This is a genomic window from Mycobacteroides sp. H003, from assembly GCF_001440135.1.
Classification (GTDB): domain Bacteria; phylum Actinomycetota; class Actinomycetes; order Mycobacteriales; family Mycobacteriaceae; genus Mycobacterium; species Mycobacterium gwanakae.
Window position 1 is genome coordinate 79960 of sequence record NZ_LJYL01000010.1, and the last position, 20339, is coordinate 100298.

The following is a 20339-nucleotide window of genomic DNA, read 5'->3' on the forward strand; positions in this document are numbered from 1 at the left end:
CTGCTGCTCGTCGTCGAGCGACACATATGGCACTCCATGCCGAAATGCCTATCACACTTAGTCATCAGGCTAAATGACGCCATCGACTACTGCCCAGTACGGGGGCACGGCCATCGCGGCACCCGTGTCCTGTCCCGTTCGTTCATCCGACCTCCGTAGGCTGACGACCATGGGATTCCGGCAGGTCTGGGGCGCGTCCGTCGCGGCGGCGCGACGGATTCCGCCGCGGCAGCTGCTATGGACCGGTGTGGCCGTTCTCATCGTGGCCGCGGCCGTGCTGTTTCTTCCGCTGCCGACCGCCCTGCAGATGCGGGACTGGGCCCGTGAGCTCGGCCCCTGGTTCCCACTGGCCTTCCTCGCCGCACACACGATCGTGACGGTGCTGCCGTTCCCACGCACTGCCTTCACCCTGGCCGCCGGCTTGCTTTTCGGCACGCAGCTCGGCGTACTCCTGGCCGTCGTCGCGAGCACCGCGAGCGCAGTGCTCGCGCTGTGGGGTGTGCGGGCGCTGGGGTGGAAGCTCAGCACGCTGCATCACCGTCCCGGCGTGAAGAACGTCGACGATCAACTACGCCGTCGCGGGTGGATCGCCGTGATGTCCATGCGGCTCATCCCGGCCGTGCCGTTCTCGGTGCTCAACTACGCAGCCGGCGCCTCCGCGGTGCGGGTATTGCCGTACACGCTGGCCACGTTCATCGGCCTGCTTCCGGGCACCCTTGCCGTCGTCGTACTCGGTGATGCACTCACCGGGCACATCAGCGGCACGCTCTTCATGGTTTCTTTGGCCACGTCGGTGATCGGCGTGCTGGGCATCTTGTACGAGATCCGGCGCTACAAGCGCACGCACACCGAAATCGCCACGCCCGAGGCCTCGGATGAACCCGAACGGGTCGGCGGCTAAACCGCGGACTCGCGCGCCTGGAACCCTTTGCCCGCGAGAACGGCGAACCACACCAGCAGGCTTGCCGCGGGCAATGCGCGGAATGCCTGGTCGTGCGCACGGATGTGTGCGCCGACCGCCAGCGTGAAGTAGACGGTGAGCATGAACGCGGTCAGCCGACCCAATGCCGTCCACCGGATACCGCCGAGAAGCCCCACGGCCGAAGCCAGCTTGACGACCGGCAGAACCCACCAGATCCGTTGTGGCAAACCCACTTTCTCCAGCGCATCCTTGATCGGTTTGATCGGACGGACGCATGCCGCGGCATCGGCAGCCTGCATGACCGCCAACGCGGTCAGTACCGTCGGTGTCGCCAAACGCCGTTCTGTCATGACGATTTCGCCGCCAATCCCCTGGCTGCCAGCACACCGTAGGTGGTCAGCAAGGTCGAGGCTGATAGCGCATTGACACCGATATCGCGCACCCGCAGATGCGCGCCCACTGCCAGACTGAAGTAGATGGTGAGCAGCACCAGCGTCAGCTTGGCAAGCCCCGGAAAACGGACTCCACCCAACAGGCCTATCGCGGACGCGGCCTTGATCGGCGCGAAGATCCAACGGTTTTGCTGTGGATAATGCACGTCATCAAGGCATTTGGCTACATAGGGAACAGGCTGGACGCACAGCGCGGCGTCGATCGCCTGAAAGGCACCCAGCAAAGCCAAGACTCGGGGAGATACGAAAGCGTCGTTGCTCATTGCTCCAGTCAACCACCACAACATCGGGTAGTCGATTGGTCGGCCGATTCCGGCTAGTGCGGTGCGTGCGCTCCGAGGGACGCCGAGATAACCGCCAGGGGCGAATGGGCCAGCTGCATGTTGGCGCGCTCCTGCGGGGTCAACCGATGGCGCTCCAGGAAAAGTCGCAACGCGCGAATACTCATGTCTTCATTGGACGCGGTCGCGCCGACAGAATCCAGCGCGACCGCGTCTTCCCAACGATTTCATTACGCGTTACCCCAGCAGACACTCAACTTCCGTGCGCAAGTTGAATTGCCTTCACCACCAACAGGATGGCACCGACAACCAGGTATCCCCGAAGGGCGAGCATGCCCAGCTTCGTCGCCGGACTCCACGTGACCGGTTCCAGTAGGGCCAGCGGGGGCATGCGCCAGGTCCGGGCGTCCACGCCTTCGAGGGCCTTGTTCATCGCTATCACCGCCGGATCGACGCCGTGCCTGCCCGAGGCCCACCACAGGCCAATCCCTATCAGCACCCCGAGGACCGCGACTCCTACCCCGAGGTCACCGGCAACCTGCACGACGTCCAGGTCCGGGAAAAGGGTGGTGGCCATCAAGATGCCGGAAAGGAACAGCAGCACACCGACGATGAGCCCAGCCACGACGTTGAGCCACGCTTTGTTGACCCACGGACCCAGCACCGCCTTGTCATTGCACAACAACAACAGGAACACGCTCGCGCTGGGCAGCAGCAGGCCGGCCAGGGCTTGCACCGCGGTGGTCATCAGCCCGAGCGGGGCGTGCGGGATCAGCACGATGGCGGCCCCCACGCCGACCATCACGGTGTAGGACAAGTAGAACGGCTTGGCGTCCTTGAAACTCCGGTGCAGCGAGTGCTTGAGCCCGAAGGTGTCTCCGAACGCGTAACTGGTCGCCAGAGTGACCGCCGCCGCGCCGATGATCGACGCATCCAGCAGGACGATGGCAAAGATCTTGCCCAGCAATGGCTGAGCCTGTCCCAACCAGCCGGCGATCAGACCCGCGTCGCCACCGTCGCCCCATTTGTCCGGGCCAGAGTTCCCGGTGACGCGGGCTGCGTAGTCGGCCGTCATCAGCAACGCGGCCGCACCTATCACCACCACGAGTGAGCCGATAACGGTGTCAGCACGTTCATATCCGATGAACCGCGGAGTGATGCGCTTGTCCACGATGTTCGACTGCTGGAAGAACAGTTGCCATGGCGCCACGGTGGTGCCGACCATGGCGATGATCAGCAGTACCGCACCCGAACTGATTCCTCCTTCGATTCCTGGCACCACGAAATCGTGTGCTGCCCTTCCCCACTGCGGATCCGACATCAAGAACATGGGGATCTGCAGCAGTGTGATCACAATGAACACGAACATGGCGCGCTCCCAACGGCGGAAGCTCCCGGTGGCCATGATGAGAATCAGCGCGATCGCGGCAACGGGCACTGTGTAGTACTTCGGCACTCCCAGGTACTCGGAGGCCAGTGCCACACCGATGAATTCAGTAACGAGGGTCAGAAAGTTCAGGATGAACAAGTCCCCCACGGAGAACCAGCCCCAACCACGGCCGAACCGTTCGTTGATCAACCTCGCGTGTCCGACTCCGGTCACCGCGCCGAGCCGAACCACCATCTCTTGGTTGACGATGAGAACCGGGATGAGCAGCAGAAGCACCCACAACAAGCTGTATCCATAACTCTGACCGGCCTGGGCGTACGTCGCCACACCGCCGGCGTCGTTGTCGCCGACCATGACGATGATGCCCGGCCCCAGGATCGCAGCCATGGTGGCCATCCGGGTCTTGAAGGTCCGCGCCTGGCCTGGATCACTCACACTGATCTTGCCGAAAGCGCCCTCGATGTCGCCCAGATGCGCTGAGTCAAGCACCGCGCTCTTCGGCTGCACCGTGGCGACTCCGGGTCTCCCCGCCACGAAGTTCTCCGAGTTTCCCAACGTCGCGTCGACCATTCCCTTGTCGCTCATGGGCTGACTCCGTCTGGGCTCGAAGCGATCTGGCGCACCGGACGCGGAGCCGGTTCACGACGACGCCAATCCTCGGGGATCAACGCGGCCAGCACATCGTCATAGGTGACCACGCCAAGCACCATGTCTGCCTCATCGACAACGGGAATTAAAGCCAGGTTGTAGTCGGCCATCAACAGCGCGACATCGGTGAGGTCGGCCTCCGGGGAGACCCGCACCGGATCATCGTCCATGATCGATTCCACGGGGACGTCACGATCGGCCTGCAGCAGCCGGATCACCGACACGACACCCACCAATTCACCGTTATCGGCGATCACGTGCACTTTCAGAAGCGCCTCGGGCTGTAGGGATTTCGCCTCAGAGATCGCAGTAAGCGCATCAACGGCGCTGCTGCCGAGCACGCACGAAACAATATCGACGTTCATCAGACCACCGGCCGACTCGGGGCTGAAGCCCATCAACGTGACCACCTTGGTGCGTTGTGGACCCGGCATCAGCTCCAAAACAGCCCGGCGACGCGACTGGCGCAGATCGAAGATCGCATCCGCCGCGTCATCGGCACGCATCCTGCCAAGGAGAGCGGCGACCTCGGCATCGGGCATGTCCTGGAACAGCTTGCTGGCCTTATCGGAGTCGAGTTCCTCGAATACATCGGCTTCGAGTTCGGGGTTGTCGCGGACCCGGTCGAGGATCTCGCCGCCCTCTTCCTTGGTGGCATCCTCGAGTAGGTCGGCGATTTCGGCGGGTTTGAGGGTGTTCACTCTCCCGCCGACGCGGCGTGCCAGCAGGGAACCGCCGTGACCGATCATCGGCTCAAAGGCCTTCCAGTCCCTACCGGCCTGGCCGGCCCCGGCCTTGATCAGGCCGAAAAACCTTGCCGGACGCCGTGTATCGAGTCGAGCAAGAATCCACCCTTCCGGCGATTCCACCAGCTCGATATCGTAGGCATGCACCAGTTCGGCATTCTCCACATCGATAAACCGGTGATCGAGTACGTCCTCGTCGAGCAGGTATTCCCCGCCACGACGTTCAAAGCCGCGTAGATCAACTTTGTTCTTACTCAATTCAATTCGTGCAGGCGCCACAGCGGAAACCGCGTCTGAGGAGACGAAGACCCTGCGTCCACCCATGTCGACGACGTAGCCGGTGACGATCGGGTACTCATCTGCCCCACGGAACCGAACGATGACGTCTTCCAATCGGCCTACTGTGTCACCGGAACGTGCGACTACCGGGGCCTTCAATAGGTCCGAAAATTGGATCACCCGCGGCACAGCCGCATTACTCGAAGTAGACATGCCGACTCCTCAGCGATTGGACCAATACGCTTCGTCCGCCCAGCGGGCGGCCGAAGCGTATTGGCCTCGAATGAATTCCGAATGTCCACGCACTGTGAATCGGCTGTGCGTGGACCCAATGGCGATGCCCCTCGGGGTTACCGCGGTGGGTGCGCCCCAAGAGACGCCGAGACAACCGCCAGCGGTGAGTACGCCAGTTGGAGGTTGGCGCGCTCTTGCGGGGTCAGCCGGTTACGTGTCCACAGCCGGCGTACTGCGTTGAATGTGGTGTTCATGATCGGACTCCTTTTGGGAAGCCGCATACCTGAACGCGAACGTCAAACACGTTGGCTAGAGCGAGGAATCAGCCTCGAATGAGCAGCAAGGTATGCGGCAGCTGTTGTCTATGCGGACTGTCACCGGATATCACGGTTGTGCCTCACCTCCTTGCCGTCGGGGCGCACGCGGGCGCCTGCTGTGTGGAACAGCGACCACAAGAGGAAATCACCGAACACTCAGGGCGTCCGGTATGCACCCCTCTCGTCAGGGCTTCGGCACTACGTGACGTGTCCGCTCGCGGAAGCCACTTCGGGTCATCCCTTAGTCCGGGAAGACCTGTCCTAACCTTGGGCGTCTCTCGACGTCGTCAGATCAGTGGCCTGTATTCACGTAGGAGCCTCACCTAGCAAGGTGCTGAACCGCTACCCATGATGGGCCGGAGGAATCACCTTGTCAAGCAGACTGCGCCCGTGCCGGTCTCACGCCCCCGGCAGTCCGTGACGGTTGGCGGGATCGATCGCGGGGTCCGCTGCCCCGATTTCCTGGGCCGCGGATTGCGCCGCGGCAACTGCCGCAGCGACTTCCGGAGTGGTCTTTGTCTCGAACCATCCGGCGACCTCGGTGGCGTCATCCTCGGGGCGCTCGGTCGACTCATCGGCCGGGGAAGGCTCGTAGCGGAACACTCCGTCGCTGCCGGGAGCACCCAGCAGTTTGGTGAATCCCTGTAATGCCGAACCGAAGTCACTGGGAATGAGCCACACCTTGTTGGCTTCACCCTGAGCCATCTTCGGCAATGTCTGTAAGTACTGGTATGCCAACAACTCCGGAGTGGGCTTACCGGATTTCACTGCGGCAAAAACCTTTTCGATGGCCTTGGCCTGGCCCTGGGCTTGCAGATACTGAGCGGCACGCTCGCCCTCGGCACGCAGGATGCGGGATTGGCGTTCACCCTCAGCGGCCAGGATGGCCGACTGGCGCGAGCCTTCGGCGGCAAGGATCTGGGCCTGCTTCTGCCCCTCCGCCGACAGAATCGCGGCTTGCCTGGCACCTTCGGCCGACAGGATCATGGCGCGCTTCTCGCGGTCGGCCTTCATCTGCTTTTCCATCGACTCCTGCACCGAAGGCGGCGGGTCGATGGATCGCAACTCGACGCGTGCGACGCGCAGGCCCCAGCGTCCGGTGGCCTCGTCGAGCACGCCACGCAGCTGGCCGTTGATCTGATCGCGTGAGGTCAGCGTCTGCTCCAGCGTCATGCCACCGACCACATTGCGCAGCGTGGTGGTGGTGAGCTGTTCCACACCGACGATGTAGTTGCTGATCTCGTACACCGCGGCCTGCGGGTTGGTGACCTGGAAGTAAACAACGGTGTCGATGTTCACCGTCAGGTTGTCCTCGGTGATCACCGGTTGGGGCGGGAAGGACACCACCCGCTCACGCAGATCAACCTTCGCCCGGATGCGATCGACGAACGGCACCAGAATGGTCAACTGCCCGCTCACGGTCTTCGAATACCGCCCCAGGCGCTCGATCACCGCTGCTTCTGCCTGCGGGACGAGTGCCACGGACTTCAGCACGATAGTGACGCCCAGGATGATCAAGACAATGAGCACAAAGGCTCCGGCAGCTACTCCCATACCCGTACTCCTGTCACTGGAATTCTTGCGCTAGATCTTCTCGACAACCGCCGTTGCGCCGTCGATTTGAACAACCGTCACCGTCTCACCCTGCTCGAATCGGCCAGACTTCTCCAGGCTGCGCGCGGACCACATCTCGCCACCGAGCCGGACCAGCCCATGGACGTCATCGACCGGTTCAATCACAATGGCGCTCTTACCCTCCAACGCCTTGACGTTGGTGTGCAGAATCGGGCCTGCCGTCAGCCGCTTACGCAGAGCAGGCCGCACGCCGACCAGCAGAATGACCGCACTGATGACGAAGACCAGGCCCTCGGCCCACAGCGGCATGTCAAACACCCAGCCCGCACCGGCCGTGACCAGGGCCGAACCGCCGAGCATCAACAGGAACATGTCCCCTGTCATCAGCTCGGCGGACGCAAGCAGGATGCCTGCGACAAGCCACACAATCGGCATGGCTCCACATTAGACCGCGTGGGCAACTGGTGGGGGCGGATACGGGGCCTTAGACTGCGAGCACTATGGCGAATCCGAGTGTGTCCCTGGCGGTGTGGGCAAGCGCGTGGCTGGCTGGCCGCGCGGCTCCCGACGACGTCATTGATGCTCTTATCGCTTGGGCACCAAGACATTTGGTCACCGCATACGACGCTGTCGCCGCCGGTCACACGGGACTTTCGTGGCCCGATATGGACGACAACGGCCCTATCGGCCTACTCCAGACGGTCCGTACCGCCACCGGCCAGCCACACGGTGTCCCCGATATCCATGTGATCCTGCCCGCTCCCGGCGACCCGCGCGGGCTGCCCGCCAATACCCAGTTCCAACGTGACGCGATGGAGGCCAGCGAGGCGATTGTGCTCAGCGACCGCCAAAACAACTCCACGGCAATAGGATTGGTTCCCGCTGTGGAGTATGACGAGGATCGCGATGAGACCGTTGGCCTATCCTGGACCGTGTATTCGCTCCCCGCGCGAATCCCAGCGCAAGCCGGACCAGATCTTGGGGAAGCCGAATATCAACTACGCCAGGCAGTCCGGACCGCCACAGCAACACTCAACCGCCTCGACAGGGTCGTGGACACCGCGGATGCCGACCCCCGCGCCCTGGTCGAAGAGGTGCTTTCCACGCTACGCGGGCATCGCCTGCCCGACTACGCGCCACACCGGGCGGTGCGCGTCCTGGATTCGGCCAACCAGGTCGAGGCCATAGCTACCGCGGCGGCCGAGGTCATGGAGTTGCCCGGCGCCCTCGATGACGGCGCGGTCGCCGATGTGCTGCGCCCCCTCGTGATCCTGGTGCGTGAGGCGCGGATGGCAGCCGCAGCCGCCATCATCGAAGGCGCGCGTTAAACATCCTGGCGACCGCAGTGCAGCGGTGAACACGGGGCGCCATTCACGCTGAACCCGCATCCGGGGACCGGGTTCGCTCCGGCCACACGCCGCGGCGGCGTGCCGTCCGCAACCTCTGCGATCAAGTCGACCGCCATCCGCGCGAATCGCTCGTCCGCACCCGGTGTCGCCGCACGCACGAATTCGATGTCATGTTCGGCCGCATACTCACGCGCCTCGTTGTCCAAGTCCCACACCACCTCCAGATGGTCCGAGACAAACCCGATGGGCGATACCACGACGGAGCGAATGCCCCGATCTTTCAGTGCTGCAAGATGATCGACGATGTCGGGTTCGAGCCACGGCACCTGGGGTGGGCCGGAGCGAGACTGCCACACCACATCGTAATCCTGGTAGCCGGCCGCCTCGGCAACCAGCTCGGCAAGGTAGCGCACCTGTCGGCTGTACAAGTCGGGGCCGTGCCGCTGGTCGGCAGCGATGGGGATGGAATGCGCGGTGAACACCAGCCGCGGTGTCTCCCGCATCCCCGACACCGCGGCGGTCACCCCTTCTGCGTACAGCTGCACCAACGCGGGGTGGTCGAAGTACTGACGAAGCTTGACCAGCTCGGGTGCTCCATCGCCCACCGCCGCCCGGGCGCGCGCAATGTCTTCTACGTATTGGGTGCATCCCGAATAACCGCCCCAGGCAGAGGTCGTGAAGACCGCTGCCCGCCGAATGCCTTTGTCGCGCATGTCGGCAACGGTTTCTTCCACCATGGGGTGCCAGTTGCGGTTGCCGAAGAACACCGGCAGTGGGCGTCCGCTCAGTTCCAGCTGGCGCGAGATCTCAGCGATCAGGGCACGATTGATGCCATTGATCGGTGAGACACCGCCGAAATGGTAGTAATGCTCGGCCACCTCGTCGAGACGTTCCGGCGGAACGCCGCGACCGCGGGTGACGTTTTCCAAAAACGGCCGAACCTCCTGCGGCCCCTCAGGCCCCCCGAAGGACAGCAGAAGCACCGCGTCAAAAAGCATGGGTGTGTCCCTAGAGCAGCTGGGTGTGCGCGCCGCCGTCAGCAAAGATGATGTCGCCGGTGGTGGCGGGCAGCCAGTCTGAGAGCAGGGCACACACGGTCTTGGCGACCGGTGTCGGGTCCTTCATGTCCCAGCCGATCGGAGCACGCTGGTCCCAGCCATCCTCGAGCACACTCATCTGCTGGCCGGCCTCTTCGCCCAGCGCGCCGCCGACGATCGCACTCATGGCCAGCGTCCGGATGGGACCGGCGGCAACCAGATTCGAGCGAATACCGGCCGCACCGGCCTCGCGCGCGACAAACCGGTTTACCGATTCCAGTGCGCTCTTGGCCACGGTCATCCAGTTGTAGAACGGCATCGCGCGGGTCGGGTCGAAGTCCATACCTACGATGCTGCCGCCTGGGTTCATGATGGGCAGCACAGCCTTGGCCAGCGAGGCGTACGAGAACGCCGAGATGTGAAACCCCTTGGCCACATCCTCGAACGGAGCCTCGAAGAACGGGTTCAGCCCCATGCCGGTCTGCGGCATGAAACCGATGGAGTGCACCACGCCGTCCAGCTTGTTGCCCTCTCCGATCACCTCGGTGACACGCTCGGCAAGGCTGTCCAGGTGCTTCTCATCCTGCACGTTGAGCTCCAGCAGCGGCGCGGGCTCGGGCAGGCGCTGGGTGATGCGCTCGATGAGACGCAACCGGTCGAATCCGGTGAGCACCAGCTGTGCGCCCTGCTCCTGCGCGACCTTCGCGATGTGGAACGCGATCGACGAATCGGTGATGATGCCCGTCACCAGGATCCGCTTGCCCTCAAGTAGTCCTGCCACGATTCTCCTTAGGTAATTGCGATGCCCACGCTCGTCGCGCGGCCACACTGATCGATGTCCGAAACGTCCTTCTAATGGCCCATGCCCATGCCGCCATCAACCGGGATAACTGCACCGGAGATGTAACTGGCATCCTCGGACGCCAGGAAGCTGACCACCCCGGCGACCTCAGCGGCGGTGCCCACTCGCTTCGCCGGGATGAATTCCAGTGCGCCCTCCTGGACCCTTTCGTCGAGCGCGCGCGTCATCTCGGTGTCGATGAAACCAGGGGCGACCACGTTGGCGGTGACGCCCGCCTTGGAGAGCTCCCGAGCGATCGAGCGCGCCAAGCCGATGACACCGGCCTTGGAGGCCGCGTAGTTGGCCTGGTTACCGATTCCCCAGGTGCCGGAAACCGAACCGATGAAGATCATCCGGCCGAAGCGCTTGCGCTGCATCGTGCGCGACGCCCGCTGGGCCACCCGGAACGCTCCGGTCAGGTTCGCGTTGATGACCTTCTCGAACTTCTCCTCGGTCATGCGCATCAAAAATGCGTCCTGCGCAATGCCCGCGTTGGATACCAGCACCTCGACAGGCCCCTGGTGCTCCTCGACCTCTTTGAAAGCCCGGTCGACGGCGTCGTTGTCGGTGACATCGCACTCCACCCCGAACAAGCCCTCCGGCACCCCGGATCCACGATGGGTCACCGCCACCTTGTGCCCGTCAGCGGCAAGACGTTGCGCGATCGCAAGTCCGATACCCCGGTTACCACCGGTAACCAGCACAGAACGGGAGACGAACTCGGGGCGCGCGCCAGCAGCATCAGTCATGCGTAGGATCTTATCGTCCTCTTAGAGTCCCGCCCGCAGGCCTCGCCGGTGCAGTCCATACCTAGTTGGGCAGACGCCGGTTGATCACCAGGCCGACGAAGGCCGCCGCGAGCACCAGCAGAGCACCCAGACGCAACCATCCGACACTGGCGTCGCCGCGGATGGTCTCGTACCCGATCTGCTGCTGCAGGTTGGCGTACACCTCCTTGAGCTGACCGAGCGTGGAGGCCGTATAGGTCTCTCCACCCGACAACTTGGCCACCTTCTCCATCATGTCGGGGGCGTACGGCACGTTCTGGCGCTGCCCGTTGATCTCGACGTACCCGTCCTTGGTGCCGAACGCGATCGTCGAAATCGGTACCTGCTGATCCTTGGCGGTGCGGGCCGCCGTGTAGGCACCCTTGGGGTTATCCGGGTTCGACGGCACCGTTTCCTTACCGTCGGACATCAACACGATGCGCGCGGGCGGTGGCTTGTCGCCGCCGCCGATGACCGCGCCCACTGTCGCGATGGCCTGCAGCGCCGTGAAGATGCCCTCACCCGTGGCCGTCCGATCCGCGAGCTGCAGGTTGTCCAACGCGTTGACGGTCGCGTCGCGGTTCGTGGTCGGCGAGACCAGCACCGTCGCGGTGCCCGCGTACGCGATCAGACCCAGGTTGATGCCCGGGGTCAGGTTGCGGGCGAACTCCTTACCGGCTTCCTTCGCGGCCCCCAGACGGTTGGGGGCGACGTCGGTCGATTCCATGGACCGCGAGACGTCGATGACGAGCATCACCACGGCACGGTTCCGGGGAATCCGCACGTCATGGCTTGGCCCGGCGAGCGCGATGGTCAGCACCATCAGGCCCACCACCAGCAGCGCGGTGGCCGCGTGCCGCCAGGCGCGCGGACGTTTCGGGGCGACCGAATCCAGCAGCTCGGTGTTGGCGAATCGCAGCACCCGCTTCTCGCGCAGATACTGCGCAAACACATACAAACCGACCAGCGCGGCCACCAGCAGCAGGACCAGGAAGAACCACGGGTGGGTAAAGCCCGTGAGAGTCATCGGCCCGAAGAACGGCAGATCACTCATCGAGCCCCCGCTCCTGTCCCGGCGACCGCACCGCGGCGCTGTTGAGAGACGAATCTCACGATGTCGTTGATCCAGTCACGGTCGGTCCGCAGACTCAAAAGCGGTGCACCGCAACGACGCAATGTGCGTGCCACCTCTTCATGATGCCTTGCCGCCGCCTGAGCGAAATCCCGGCGCAGGTTCTCGTCAATCCGATACTCCTTGGTGATGCCGGTCTCGGCGTCCTGCAGGAGCACCTCACCGACATCCGGAAGTTCCATGTCGCGCGGGTCCAGCACCTCGATGCCCAACACCTCGTGCCGGGCCCCGATGGCGCGCAGCGGCCGCATCCAGTTGATGGGGCCCAGGAAGTCGCTGATGACGACCGCCATGCCGCGGCGGCGCTCCGGGCGCCGCAGTGCGTCGATCGCCAGTGACAGATCGCCGCGGACACCCTGTGGCGCCTTCGGCATGGTGGCGATGCTGCGCAGGATGTCCTGCTCGTGGGCACGTCCGGACCGCGCCGGTAGCCGAACGATCTTGTCCCCGTTGGCGATCAGCGCGCCCAGCCGATTTCCGCCACCGCTGTTCAGGAAGATGATGGCGGCCGCTGCCGCGACCGCGAGATCGCGCTTCTCACAGTTGGTCGTCCCGAAATCCAGGCTTGCCGACATGTCGACCACCAGCCAGGTCTCCAGCTCGCGGTCCGCGATCATCTGGCGTACGTGCGGGCTCGTGGTTCGCGCGGTCACCGACCAATCCATCCGGCGCACGTCGTCACCGGGCTGATAGAGCCTGGACTCCCCCGGCTCCGATCCGGGACCGGGAATCAGCCCGAGGTGGTTGCCGTGCAGCACCCCGTCAAGCTTGCGGCGGATCTTCAGTTCCAAGGTCCGCAGCGCTGCCGAGAGCTGCGGATCACGGATCTCACCCCGACGCAGGGACGGGATGTCTACCGGCCGGGCGCTGCCCGGACTGGGTGTGCTCACCTGGGCGCGGCGTTATGGGCTGCCGGGGCCGGGCCGTTCGTCCCGACCATCGCCGGCGGCACCGAATGCCCTTGCTGCGGCACGGCATTCACCTGCGGCAGGCCCACCGTCTGCAGAATCCGGTTGATGGCGGTGTCGGCGGAAACCTCGTCGGCGAGTGCGTCGTAGCTCATTACCAGGCGGTGACGCAGCACATCCGGGATGACCTCGATAACGTCCTGCGGGATCACGTAGTCGCGTCCACGAACCAGCGCCAGCGCCCGGGCCGACGCGATGATGCCCAGCGACGCACGGGGACTGGCGCCGTAGGAGATCCAGTTGGCGACATCGCCCAGCCCGAACTGCGCCGGGTTGCGGGTGGCCGAGATAACCCGAACCACGTAGTCGACCAGGGCGTGGTGCACGAAGTTGTTGGCGGCCAGATCCTGAAGGCGCAGCAGTGCCTCCGCGGACAGGATCTGCTTAGGCTCCGGCGGCGTGACACCCATCCGGTAGATGATCTCGCGCTCTTCTTCGACAGTCGGGTAGTCGACGTTGATCTTGAAGAGGAAGCGGTCGCGCTGTGCTTCCGGAAGCGGATACACGCCCTCGTTCTCGATCGGGTTCTGTGTGGCCATCACCAGGAACGGCTTGGGCATCGGGTAGGTCTTGCCACCGATCGAGACGTGCCGCTCGGCCATGACCTCGAGCAAGGCCGACTGCACCTTGGCGGGCGCACGGTTGATCTCGTCGGCCAGCAGGAAGTTGGCGACCACCGGGCCAAGCTCGGTGTCGAACTCTTCCTTGCCCTGGCGGTAGATGCGGGTACCGATGATGTCGGTAGGCACCAGGTCCGGGGTGAACTGGACACGGGAGAACGACCCGCCCACCACCTTGGCGAAGGTCTCGACCGCCAGCGTCTTGGCAACACCGGGCACACCTTCGAGCAACACGTGCCCCTTAGCGAGCAGACCGACCAGAATTCGCTCGACGAGCCTGTCCTGACCCACGATGACGCGCTTGACCTCAAAAATGGCGCGCTCGAGGTTCTGCACCTCGGCGGCCAGGGCCGGTGATGTCGCACCCTGCGGGGCGTGCGGCGCGAGGCCGGCGCTTCCGCCGGAGTAACCGGCACCTCCCCCTGGTGACCCTGGTGATGACATCAACTTCCCTCCGGCTCTGCCTGACGATTCCGTGCTACTTCGGTGGCTTCTTGGTAGCCATGTCCCTGTGGGCGGCGCCCAACCCTGGGCGGCGCCTCCGGTCCACTATTCCAGCATCCTGGGATTTGGTCCACGTACCCGTTCGCTGGCGCGCCGTTCTAGCTCACCCGAGAGATCAGAAGAGCTACCAGGCGATGATACGAACGGCGTAAGGAGTCATCCCGCCCGTGCGGACCGGCGACACCGTCACCTTTTCGGCGCTGCCGCTGGCTTCCAGCATCTGACCGTTACCCAGGTAGATCACCACATGCTGGGAGCCACCCGGTCCGTAGAAGAGCAGATCCCCACGCTTGGCCTGCGATACGGGAATCTTCTGGCCCGCGTTGTACTGGTCACCGGAGTACTTGGGCAGCTTCACGCCGGCTGCCGCGTAGGAAAACATCGTGAAGCCCGAGCAGTCGAAGCCCACCTTGCCCGCGTCGTAGTCGACGCCGCCGCTGGGGCCGCGGACGGTGCCGCCACCCCACGAGTACGGAACACCCAGCTGGGTGCCGCCGCGCTGGATCACAGCTTCCACCGCCTGACGGCCGTACACGAGTGGACGTCCGGCTCCCGCAGACGCGCGGTTACCGCCGATGCCCAACGCACCCAGCGCGGTCTGTCCGACCCCCATCACCCCGTTCATGATCTTCGTGGGGTCGGCGCCCTGACTCGGCCCCGCGAAGGGCAGTGTGTTGTCCCAGTCGCCGCCCGACGGGTTCAGCCCGAGGGCGTTCAGGAAGGCAGTGCCAACATTCGGGCTGATCGGGTTGTCATCGGCCGAGGCCCGCGGGACACCCATGAACAGCACCAGTGCGACAGCGATCCCCACCGCGAGGGCCGCACGCACGACGAAGAGGCCCTGAACTTTGAGCAATCTGGTCGTTTTCGCTGTGTTCACAGGTTCTACCACTCAATCAATCGGGTTACGAAGGGCGTCATGCCGCTGGTGCGAACCGGCGACACCTTGACCACATCGCCGGTGTTCGGCGCTTCGAGCATCTGACCGTTGCCGAGGTACAACGCAACGTGCTGGCTTGCGTTGGGGCCGTAGAAAATCATGTCGCCGCGCTTCATCTGCGCACTGGGCACCTTGCGCCCGGAGTTGTACTGATATCCGGTGTAGTGCCTGAGTCTGATGCCGACCGCGGCGAAGCCGTACATCATCAGTCCAGAGCAGTCATAGCCGACAGTGTTTGCACCCGAGTCGATTCCGCGGGTCGGACCGTTGTAGGAACCACCACCCCACGAGTACGGCGTGTTCATCGCGCTACCGGCGCGGGCGATCACCCGCTCCACATTCTCCCGGCCGTAGACCTTGGGGATGTACTCGCCACCCTCGCTGGAAGCTGCCGCCGCCGGGGCAGCTTTGGGGCAGAACATTCCGATCACACCGCACACCGCGGACTGGCCGACGTTGGCTGCGGTGTTGCCGATGCCCAACACCATGTTGATGGTCTGCGTCGGATCGGTCGGCACGTTGGCGCTGGCGATCATCGGGAGCGTGGTATCCCATTGGCCACCGGCTGCGGCAGCAGGAGCCGGCCCCTCGGTCCACTCGTTGCCATTACCCGCGATGGCGGCACTCGGATTGACCACCCGGGCGGTCGCCGTCGACGCCGCGAACTCCGGCCCACGGGCGGCAGCTAGCTGCGCCTCGGCGCTCTTCTTCTTGGCCGCCAACTCCGACGCGGTTCCGCGCTGCGCTTCGAGCTTCTTCTGTACATCCTTCATCGCCGACACCAGGTCGTCCTGCTGCTTCTGTGCGTCAGCGGCGGCCTGGTCGGCCTTCTCCTGGATGGCCCGCGCCTGCGATTCCTTGTTGACCTGCTCGGTACGTGCGCGGCGCAGGTTGTCCATGACGGTCTGCGAGCTCGCCTCGACACTCTTGGTCACCGAGGCCAGACGCACCACGTCGTCGGGGCTGGTAGCGGTCAGGTACGAACCCGAGGGGCCGGCCATGTACGTGGCTGCGGCCATCCGGTCGAACTTGCCCTGCGCTTCGACGATGGCGCCATTCGCGGCGTCGACCGCGCGCTGACCTTCTTCAACTGCTTGACCGGCCGCGGCGGCGTTATCGCGCGCGTCTTGCAGGTCGACCAGGCCCTTGTTGATGGATTCCTGCTGGGTCTGCACGTCGGCGGTGAGCTGTTCGATCTGCTGGTTGGTATCGGCCAACTGAGTGATCAACGAGGCCATGTCGTTCGGCTCGGCGGAGGTTACGGGCAGCGTCGTGGGCCACATCATCAGACTGGCGGTCATTAGCGGCGGCACCATCAGCGCGACCACCGCGGTTCGTTTGCCACGCACCACGAAACGGTCCGCGAAATGCTGCGGGACTGTCCGTTTCATTCGGTCTGCCGTCTCCTCGATCTTCGGCGTGCGGCGAGCCTTCTCGGTCATAGCGGCCCTTCCCCGACACGCTCCCAGTTGTCACATAAGACGCACTAACCACTTTGGCGCCACTTGCACCGTACGTCACTTTTGCAACTAATGAAACTTTAGTCACAAATTACAAAGTTGTAATTAATTGGCCTCTGACAGGCAATTGGCGGCACACCTTCTGACGGTTAATTGCCCCGAATTGAATACCGGCAGATCATCCCGGTTCCATACTGCGCGCGGCTATTTCATGAAAAAACAGGCTGCGCGAATGGTTTGCAAATCGTTACTTAACCGAGTCGTTCGCGAATCGGCCGCGCACGAGCGTAATTCCGGCGCACACCGCCGCGACGAGCAGGACAAGCGCAATAGTCAACGCCGTCCATGAGAAGTGCTCTCGCCCGATCTCGTTCACGAAGTTGTTCGCAGAGAGCACGGCGTTGCCCGTCTTGGCGACGTCCTGCCCGGCCTCCAGCGTCACCCTGTCGAACGTGGCGCTGTAGGTACCGGCGTAGGACGGACTGATGACCAGGACCGTCGAGTCCGGGTGGTCCTTGCCGATCTCGGTGGCGATATCGCGCAACGGTGTATCGATCCAGGGATTGTTGGGAAGCGCCACGACCTTCAGGTCGATGTTCTTGGCGTGCGCCTTCGCGATGACATCCTTTAATCCGGCGACATCCGCCGACGGGGCGGCGACTCCGTCCTCGTTGACATCCGCGCGCGCCATCTCCAGGCACTTGACCGACCAGCCGAGCGGATCGGTGCCCGCGGTCTGGACCGAGACGCCCACCGCCTGGCACAGCTCGGCGGGGATGAAGGTGGGCAAGTGCTGCGGCGTCACGCGATCAATCTAACCCGCACCGGGCGCGGTGTTGCGCAGGTAGACCCGCAGCATTTCGCGTGCATAACGACACCCTGGCCGACAGTGACCGATGCCACGACGGGAATGGCGGGTGAAATTTGGGCATCCCCCTTATTACGGGACAAGCGTACTGTTAGACTAGCGATGGAAGGCAGCCATCTGCGGTGGCGCCTCCGGAACCCCGCCTGGCACAGCCCGCCGGCGGGTGGCCTTCGAGCTCTGGAGCTGATGTGACTAGCAATGAATCGGTGAATTCCTTCGGCGCGCGCGGCACTCTGCAGGTTGGCGATGAGTCGTACGAGATCTTCCGCCTCAATGCCGTGCCCGGTACCGAGAAACTGCCCTACAGCCTGAAGGTGTTGGCGGAGAACCTGTTACGCACCGAAGACGGCGCGAACATCACCAAGGAACACGTACTGGCGCTGGCCAACTGGGATCCCTCGGCCGAGCCGAGCGTCGAGATCCAGTTCACCCCGGCACGCGTGGTCATGCAGGACTTCACCGGTGTGCCCTGTGTGGTCGACCTGGCCACCATGCGTGAGGCAGTGGCGGCGCTGGGCGGCGATCCCGACAAGGTGAACCCGCTCTCCCCCGCCGAGATGGTCATCGACCACTCCGTGATCCTGGACGTCTTCGGCACCGCCGACGCCTTCGAGCGCAACGTCGAACTCGAGTACGAGCGCAATGCCGAGCGTTACCAGTTCTTGCGTTGGGGCCAAGGCGCTTTCGACGATTTCAAGGTTGTCCCCCCGGGCACCGGCATCGTGCACCAGGTCAACATCGAGTACCTGGCCCGCACCATCTTCACCCGTAACGGCCAGGCCTACCCGGACACCTGTGTGGGTACCGACTCGCACACCACCATGGTCAACGGCCTCGGCGTCCTCGGCTGGGGTGTCGGTGGTATCGAGGCCGAAGCCGCGATGCTCGGCCAGCCGGTCTCGATGCTCATCCCCCGGGTCGTCGGCTTCAAGCTCACCGGTGAGATCCAGCCGGGCGTCACCGCCACCGACGTGGTGCTGACCGTCACCGACATGCTGCGCAAGCACGGCGTGGTGGGCAAGTTCGTCGAGTTCTACGGCAAGGGCGTGGCCGAGGTGCCGCTGGCCAACCGCGCCACCCTGGGCAACATGAGCCCCGAATTCGGTTCTACCGCAGCGATCTTCCCGATCGATGAGGAGACCATCAACTACCTGCGCCTGACCGGCCGCGATGACCAGCAGCTCGCACTGGTCGAGGCGTACGCCAAGGAACAGGGCATGTGGCACGACGCCGACCACGAGCCGGCCTTCTCGGAGTACCTGGAACTCGACCTCGCCACCGTGGTGCCCTCCATCTCCGGCCCCAAGCGTCCGCAGGACCGCATCGAGCTGTCCGACGCGAAGAACGCGTTCCGCAAGGACATCCACAACTACGTCGAAGAGAACCACCCTGCTCCTCACACGAACCTCGATGAGGCCGTTGAAGAGTCGTTCCCGGCAAGCGATGCCGCGGTGCTGTCCTTCGCTGAGGACGATGCCGTCGTGCCGTCGGCCGCGAACGGTGCCGAGGGCCGGCCCACCAAGCCGGTCACCGTGAAGTCCGCCGAGCGCGGCAACTTCGTCCTGGACCACGGCGCGGTTGTGGTCGCGGGCATCACCTCGTGCACCAACACCTCCAACCCCTCGGTCATGCTGGGCGCTGCGCTGCTGGCGAAGAAGGCCGTTGAGAAGGGCCTGACCACCAAGCCGTGGGTCAAGACCAACATGGCACCGGGTTCGCAGGTCGTCACCGATTACTACAACAAGGCGGGCCTGTGGCCCTACCTGGAGAAGCTCGGTTACTACCTGGGCGGCTACGGCTGCACCACGTGCATCGGTAACACCGGCCCGCTGCCCGACGAGATTTCCAAGGCCATCAACGACAACGATCTGTCGGTCACCGCCGTGCTTTCGGGTAACCGCAACTTCGAAGGCCGCATCTCCCCCGACGTCAAGATGAACTACCTGGCCTCCCCGCCACTGGTCATCGCCTACGGCATCGCGGGCACCATGGACTTCGACTTCGACACCGACCCGCTGGGACAGGACCACGACGGCAACGACGTCTACCTGAAGGACATCTGGCCCAGCGCCTCAGAGATCGAAGAGACCATCGCCTCGTCGATCAACCGCGAGATGTTCACCAACTCCTACGCCGATGTCTTCAAGGGTGACGAGCGCTGGCGCGGTCTGCCCACCCCTGAGGGCAACACCTTCGAGTGGGTCGACACGTCCACCTACGTGCGCAAGGCGCCCTATTTCGACGGGATGCCGCTGGAGCCCACGCCGGTCACCGATATCAAGGGTGCGCGGGTGCTGGCCCTGCTCGGCGACTCGGTGACCACCGACCACATCTCACCGGCCGGTTCGATCAAGTCGGGCACCCCGGCAGCGCAGTACCTCGACGAGCACGGTGTAGACCGCAAGGACTACAACTCGCTGGGTTCGCGACGCGGTAACCACGAGGTGATGGTGCGCGGCACGTTCGCGAACATCCGCCTGCGTAACCAGCTCCTGGACGACGTGTCCGGCGGCTACACCCGCGACTTCACCCTGGAGGGCGGCCCGCAGTCGTTCATCTATGACGCCTCGGTGAACTACCAGAAGGCGGGCATCCCGCTGGTGGTGCTGGGCGGCAAGGAATACGGCTCCGGTTCCTCACGCGACTGGGCTGCCAAGGGCACCCGCCTGCTGGGCGTCAAGGCCGTGATCACCGAGTCGTTCGAGCGCATTCACCGGTCGAATCTGATTGGTATGGGAGTGATTCCGCTGCAGTTCCCGGCCGGGGAATCGGCGGCCTCGCTCAAGCTCGACGGCACCGAGACGTACGACATCAGCGGTATCGAGAAGCTCAACGAGGGCTCGACACCGAAGACCGTGCACGTGACCGCGACCAAGGGCGATGGCTCCAAGGTCGAGTTTGATGCGGTAGTCCGGATCGACACCCCCGGTGAGGCCGACTACTACCGCAACGGTGGCATCCTGCAGTACGTGCTGCGGAACATGCTGGCCGGCTAGAAACGGCTGAACA

The 20339-nt window shown here is 64.1% G+C and carries 20 protein-coding genes and 1 riboswitch; of the genes, 3 read left to right on the plus strand and 17 right to left on the minus strand.

Annotated elements, in window-relative coordinates; all coding sequences use genetic code 11:
• The first annotated feature begins 169 nt into the window (after positions 1-169).
• A complete protein-coding gene (locus tag AOT87_RS06255) occupies positions 170-901 on the plus strand; it encodes a TVP38/TMEM64 family protein (protein ID WP_030093436.1) in 732 nt (243 codons plus the stop codon).
• On the opposite strand, the gene AOT87_RS06260 is transcribed toward AOT87_RS06255, so the two are convergent.
• The 8 genes from AOT87_RS06260 to AOT87_RS06285 form a co-directional block, all read right to left on the minus strand.
• Positions 898-1272, minus strand: a complete 375-nt coding sequence (locus AOT87_RS06260; protein WP_057969077.1) for a DoxX family protein — start codon at positions 1270-1272, stop codon at positions 898-900. The two genes, AOT87_RS06255 and AOT87_RS06260, sit on opposite strands and share 4 nt — an antisense overlap.
• On the minus strand, positions 1269-1637 hold the full coding sequence (locus AOT87_RS06265; RefSeq protein WP_057969078.1) for a DoxX family protein: 369 nt from the start codon (positions 1635-1637) through the stop codon (positions 1269-1271). The genes AOT87_RS06260 and AOT87_RS06265 overlap by 4 nt, the downstream gene beginning before the upstream one ends.
• A gap of 53 nt (positions 1638-1690) precedes the next feature.
• Positions 1691-1822 carry a hypothetical protein gene (locus AOT87_RS29490; protein ID WP_256364546.1) on the minus strand — a complete coding sequence of 44 codons (132 nt, stop codon included), beginning with the start codon at positions 1820-1822 and terminating at the stop codon, positions 1691-1693.
• An 86-nt stretch (positions 1823-1908) separates the two neighbouring features.
• Positions 1909-3630, minus strand: coding sequence for an Nramp family divalent metal transporter (locus tag AOT87_RS06270; protein ID WP_057969079.1), 1722 nt, complete (start codon positions 3628-3630; stop codon positions 1909-1911).
• On the minus strand, positions 3627-4931 hold the full coding sequence (locus AOT87_RS06275; RefSeq protein WP_057969080.1) for a CBS domain-containing protein: 1305 nt from the start codon (positions 4929-4931) through the stop codon (positions 3627-3629). Before AOT87_RS06275 ends, AOT87_RS06270 begins: the two co-directional genes overlap by 4 nt.
• 137 nt (positions 4932-5068) lie before the next feature.
• Positions 5069-5206: a hypothetical protein gene (locus AOT87_RS28990; RefSeq protein ID WP_044103922.1), complete on the minus strand. Its 138-nt coding sequence runs from the start codon at positions 5204-5206 to the stop codon at positions 5069-5071.
• Between the two features lie 232 nt (positions 5207-5438).
• A riboswitch (M-box (ykoK) riboswitch) is annotated at positions 5439-5607 on the minus strand.
• 61 nt (positions 5608-5668) lie between these two features.
• The gene (locus tag AOT87_RS06280) at positions 5669-6823 is read right to left on the minus strand and encodes an SPFH domain-containing protein (RefSeq protein WP_030093441.1); all 1155 of its coding nucleotides are present in this window, start codon (positions 6821-6823) and stop codon (positions 5669-5671) included.
• Between the two features lie 30 nt (positions 6824-6853).
• Positions 6854-7279, minus strand: a complete 426-nt coding sequence (locus AOT87_RS06285; RefSeq protein ID WP_057969081.1) for an NfeD family protein — start codon at positions 7277-7279, stop codon at positions 6854-6856.
• A 65-nt stretch (positions 7280-7344) separates the two neighbouring features.
• Here AOT87_RS06285 and AOT87_RS06290 point away from each other — a divergent pair, with 65 nt between their 5' ends.
• Positions 7345-8172 (plus strand): hypothetical protein, encoded by an 828-nt coding sequence (locus AOT87_RS06290; RefSeq protein ID WP_057969082.1) that lies wholly within the window; start codon positions 7345-7347, stop codon positions 8170-8172.
• Here the strand turns inward: AOT87_RS06290 and AOT87_RS06295 are convergent.
• The 9 genes from AOT87_RS06295 to AOT87_RS06335 all read right to left on the minus strand — a co-directional run bounded on the left by AOT87_RS06295 (position 8169) and on the right by AOT87_RS06335 (position 17267).
• Positions 8169-9191 carry a ferrochelatase gene (locus AOT87_RS06295; protein ID WP_057969083.1) on the minus strand — a complete coding sequence of 341 codons (1023 nt, stop codon included), beginning with the start codon at positions 9189-9191 and terminating at the stop codon, positions 8169-8171. The two genes, AOT87_RS06290 and AOT87_RS06295, sit on opposite strands and share 4 nt — an antisense overlap.
• Positions 9192-9201: 10 nt before the next feature.
• Complete coding sequence (gene inhA / locus AOT87_RS06300; protein ID WP_030093445.1) at positions 9202-10011, minus strand: NADH-dependent enoyl-ACP reductase InhA; 810 nt, start codon at positions 10009-10011, stop codon at positions 9202-9204.
• 71 nt (positions 10012-10082) lie between these two features.
• Positions 10083-10820 (minus strand): 3-oxoacyl-ACP reductase FabG1, encoded by a 738-nt coding sequence (fabG1, locus tag AOT87_RS06305; protein WP_057969084.1) that lies wholly within the window; start codon positions 10818-10820, stop codon positions 10083-10085.
• A gap of 61 nt (positions 10821-10881) precedes the next feature.
• Entirely contained in the window at positions 10882-11892 is a 1011-nt protein-coding gene (locus tag AOT87_RS06310) for a VWA domain-containing protein (RefSeq protein ID WP_030093447.1), read from the minus strand.
• Positions 11889-12860 (minus strand): DUF58 domain-containing protein, encoded by a 972-nt coding sequence (locus AOT87_RS06315; RefSeq protein WP_030093448.1) that lies wholly within the window; start codon positions 12858-12860, stop codon positions 11889-11891. The genes AOT87_RS06310 and AOT87_RS06315 overlap by 4 nt, the downstream gene beginning before the upstream one ends.
• Complete coding sequence (locus AOT87_RS06320; protein ID WP_057965904.1) at positions 12857-14005, minus strand: MoxR family ATPase; 1149 nt, start codon at positions 14003-14005, stop codon at positions 12857-12859. Before AOT87_RS06320 ends, AOT87_RS06315 begins: the two co-directional genes overlap by 4 nt.
• A 181-nt stretch (positions 14006-14186) precedes the next feature.
• The gene (locus AOT87_RS06325; protein ID WP_234795874.1) at positions 14187-14873 is read right to left on the minus strand and encodes an NlpC/P60 family protein; all 687 of its coding nucleotides are present in this window, start codon (positions 14871-14873) and stop codon (positions 14187-14189) included.
• Between the two features lie 74 nt (positions 14874-14947).
• Complete coding sequence (locus AOT87_RS06330) at positions 14948-16393, minus strand: NlpC/P60 family protein (RefSeq protein ID WP_057969102.1); 1446 nt, start codon at positions 16391-16393, stop codon at positions 14948-14950.
• A gap of 316 nt (positions 16394-16709) precedes the next feature.
• Positions 16710-17267, minus strand: coding sequence for a DUF6676 family protein (locus AOT87_RS06335; RefSeq protein WP_030093452.1), 558 nt, complete (start codon positions 17265-17267; stop codon positions 16710-16712).
• A 269-nt stretch (positions 17268-17536) separates the two neighbouring features.
• Here AOT87_RS06335 and acnA point away from each other — a divergent pair, with 269 nt between their 5' ends.
• On the plus strand, positions 17537-20326 hold the full coding sequence (acnA, locus tag AOT87_RS06340; RefSeq protein ID WP_030093453.1) for an aconitate hydratase AcnA: 2790 nt from the start codon (positions 17537-17539) through the stop codon (positions 20324-20326).
• The last annotated feature ends 13 nt before the right edge of the window (positions 20327-20339 follow it).

Excerpts from the sequence above, each read along its gene's own strand:
- AOT87_RS06330 (WP_057969102.1), bottom strand. The coding sequence starts at position 16,393 with ATGAAACGGACAGTCCCGCAGCATTTCGCGGACCGTTTCGTGGTGCGT.
- AOT87_RS28990 (WP_044103922.1), bottom strand. The coding sequence starts at position 5,206 with ATGAACACCACATTCAACGCAGTACGCCGGCTGTGGACACGTAACCGG.
- fabG1 (WP_057969084.1), bottom strand. The coding sequence starts at position 10,820 with ATGACTGATGCTGCTGGCGCGCGCCCCGAGTTCGTCTCCCGTTCTGTG.
- AOT87_RS06280 (WP_030093441.1), bottom strand. The coding sequence starts at position 6,823 with ATGGGAGTAGCTGCCGGAGCCTTTGTGCTCATTGTCTTGATCATCCTG.
- AOT87_RS06255 (WP_030093436.1), top strand. The coding sequence starts at position 170 with ATGGGATTCCGGCAGGTCTGGGGCGCGTCCGTCGCGGCGGCGCGACGG.
- AOT87_RS06290 (WP_057969082.1), top strand. The coding sequence starts at position 7,345 with ATGGCGAATCCGAGTGTGTCCCTGGCGGTGTGGGCAAGCGCGTGGCTG.
- AOT87_RS06310 (WP_030093447.1), bottom strand. The coding sequence starts at position 11,892 with ATGAGTGATCTGCCGTTCTTCGGGCCGATGACTCTCACGGGCTTTACC.
- AOT87_RS06275 (WP_057969080.1), bottom strand. The coding sequence starts at position 4,931 with ATGTCTACTTCGAGTAATGCGGCTGTGCCGCGGGTGATCCAATTTTCG.
- AOT87_RS06260 (WP_057969077.1), bottom strand. The coding sequence starts at position 1,272 with ATGACAGAACGGCGTTTGGCGACACCGACGGTACTGACCGCGTTGGCG.
- AOT87_RS06265 (WP_057969078.1), bottom strand. The coding sequence starts at position 1,637 with ATGAGCAACGACGCTTTCGTATCTCCCCGAGTCTTGGCTTTGCTGGGT.
- AOT87_RS06270 (WP_057969079.1), bottom strand. The coding sequence starts at position 3,630 with ATGAGCGACAAGGGAATGGTCGACGCGACGTTGGGAAACTCGGAGAAC.
- AOT87_RS06295 (WP_057969083.1), bottom strand. The coding sequence starts at position 9,191 with ATGCTTTTTGACGCGGTGCTTCTGCTGTCCTTCGGGGGGCCTGAGGGG.
- AOT87_RS06285 (WP_057969081.1), bottom strand. The coding sequence starts at position 7,279 with ATGCCGATTGTGTGGCTTGTCGCAGGCATCCTGCTTGCGTCCGCCGAG.
- AOT87_RS29490 (WP_256364546.1), bottom strand. The coding sequence starts at position 1,822 with ATGAGTATTCGCGCGTTGCGACTTTTCCTGGAGCGCCATCGGTTGACC.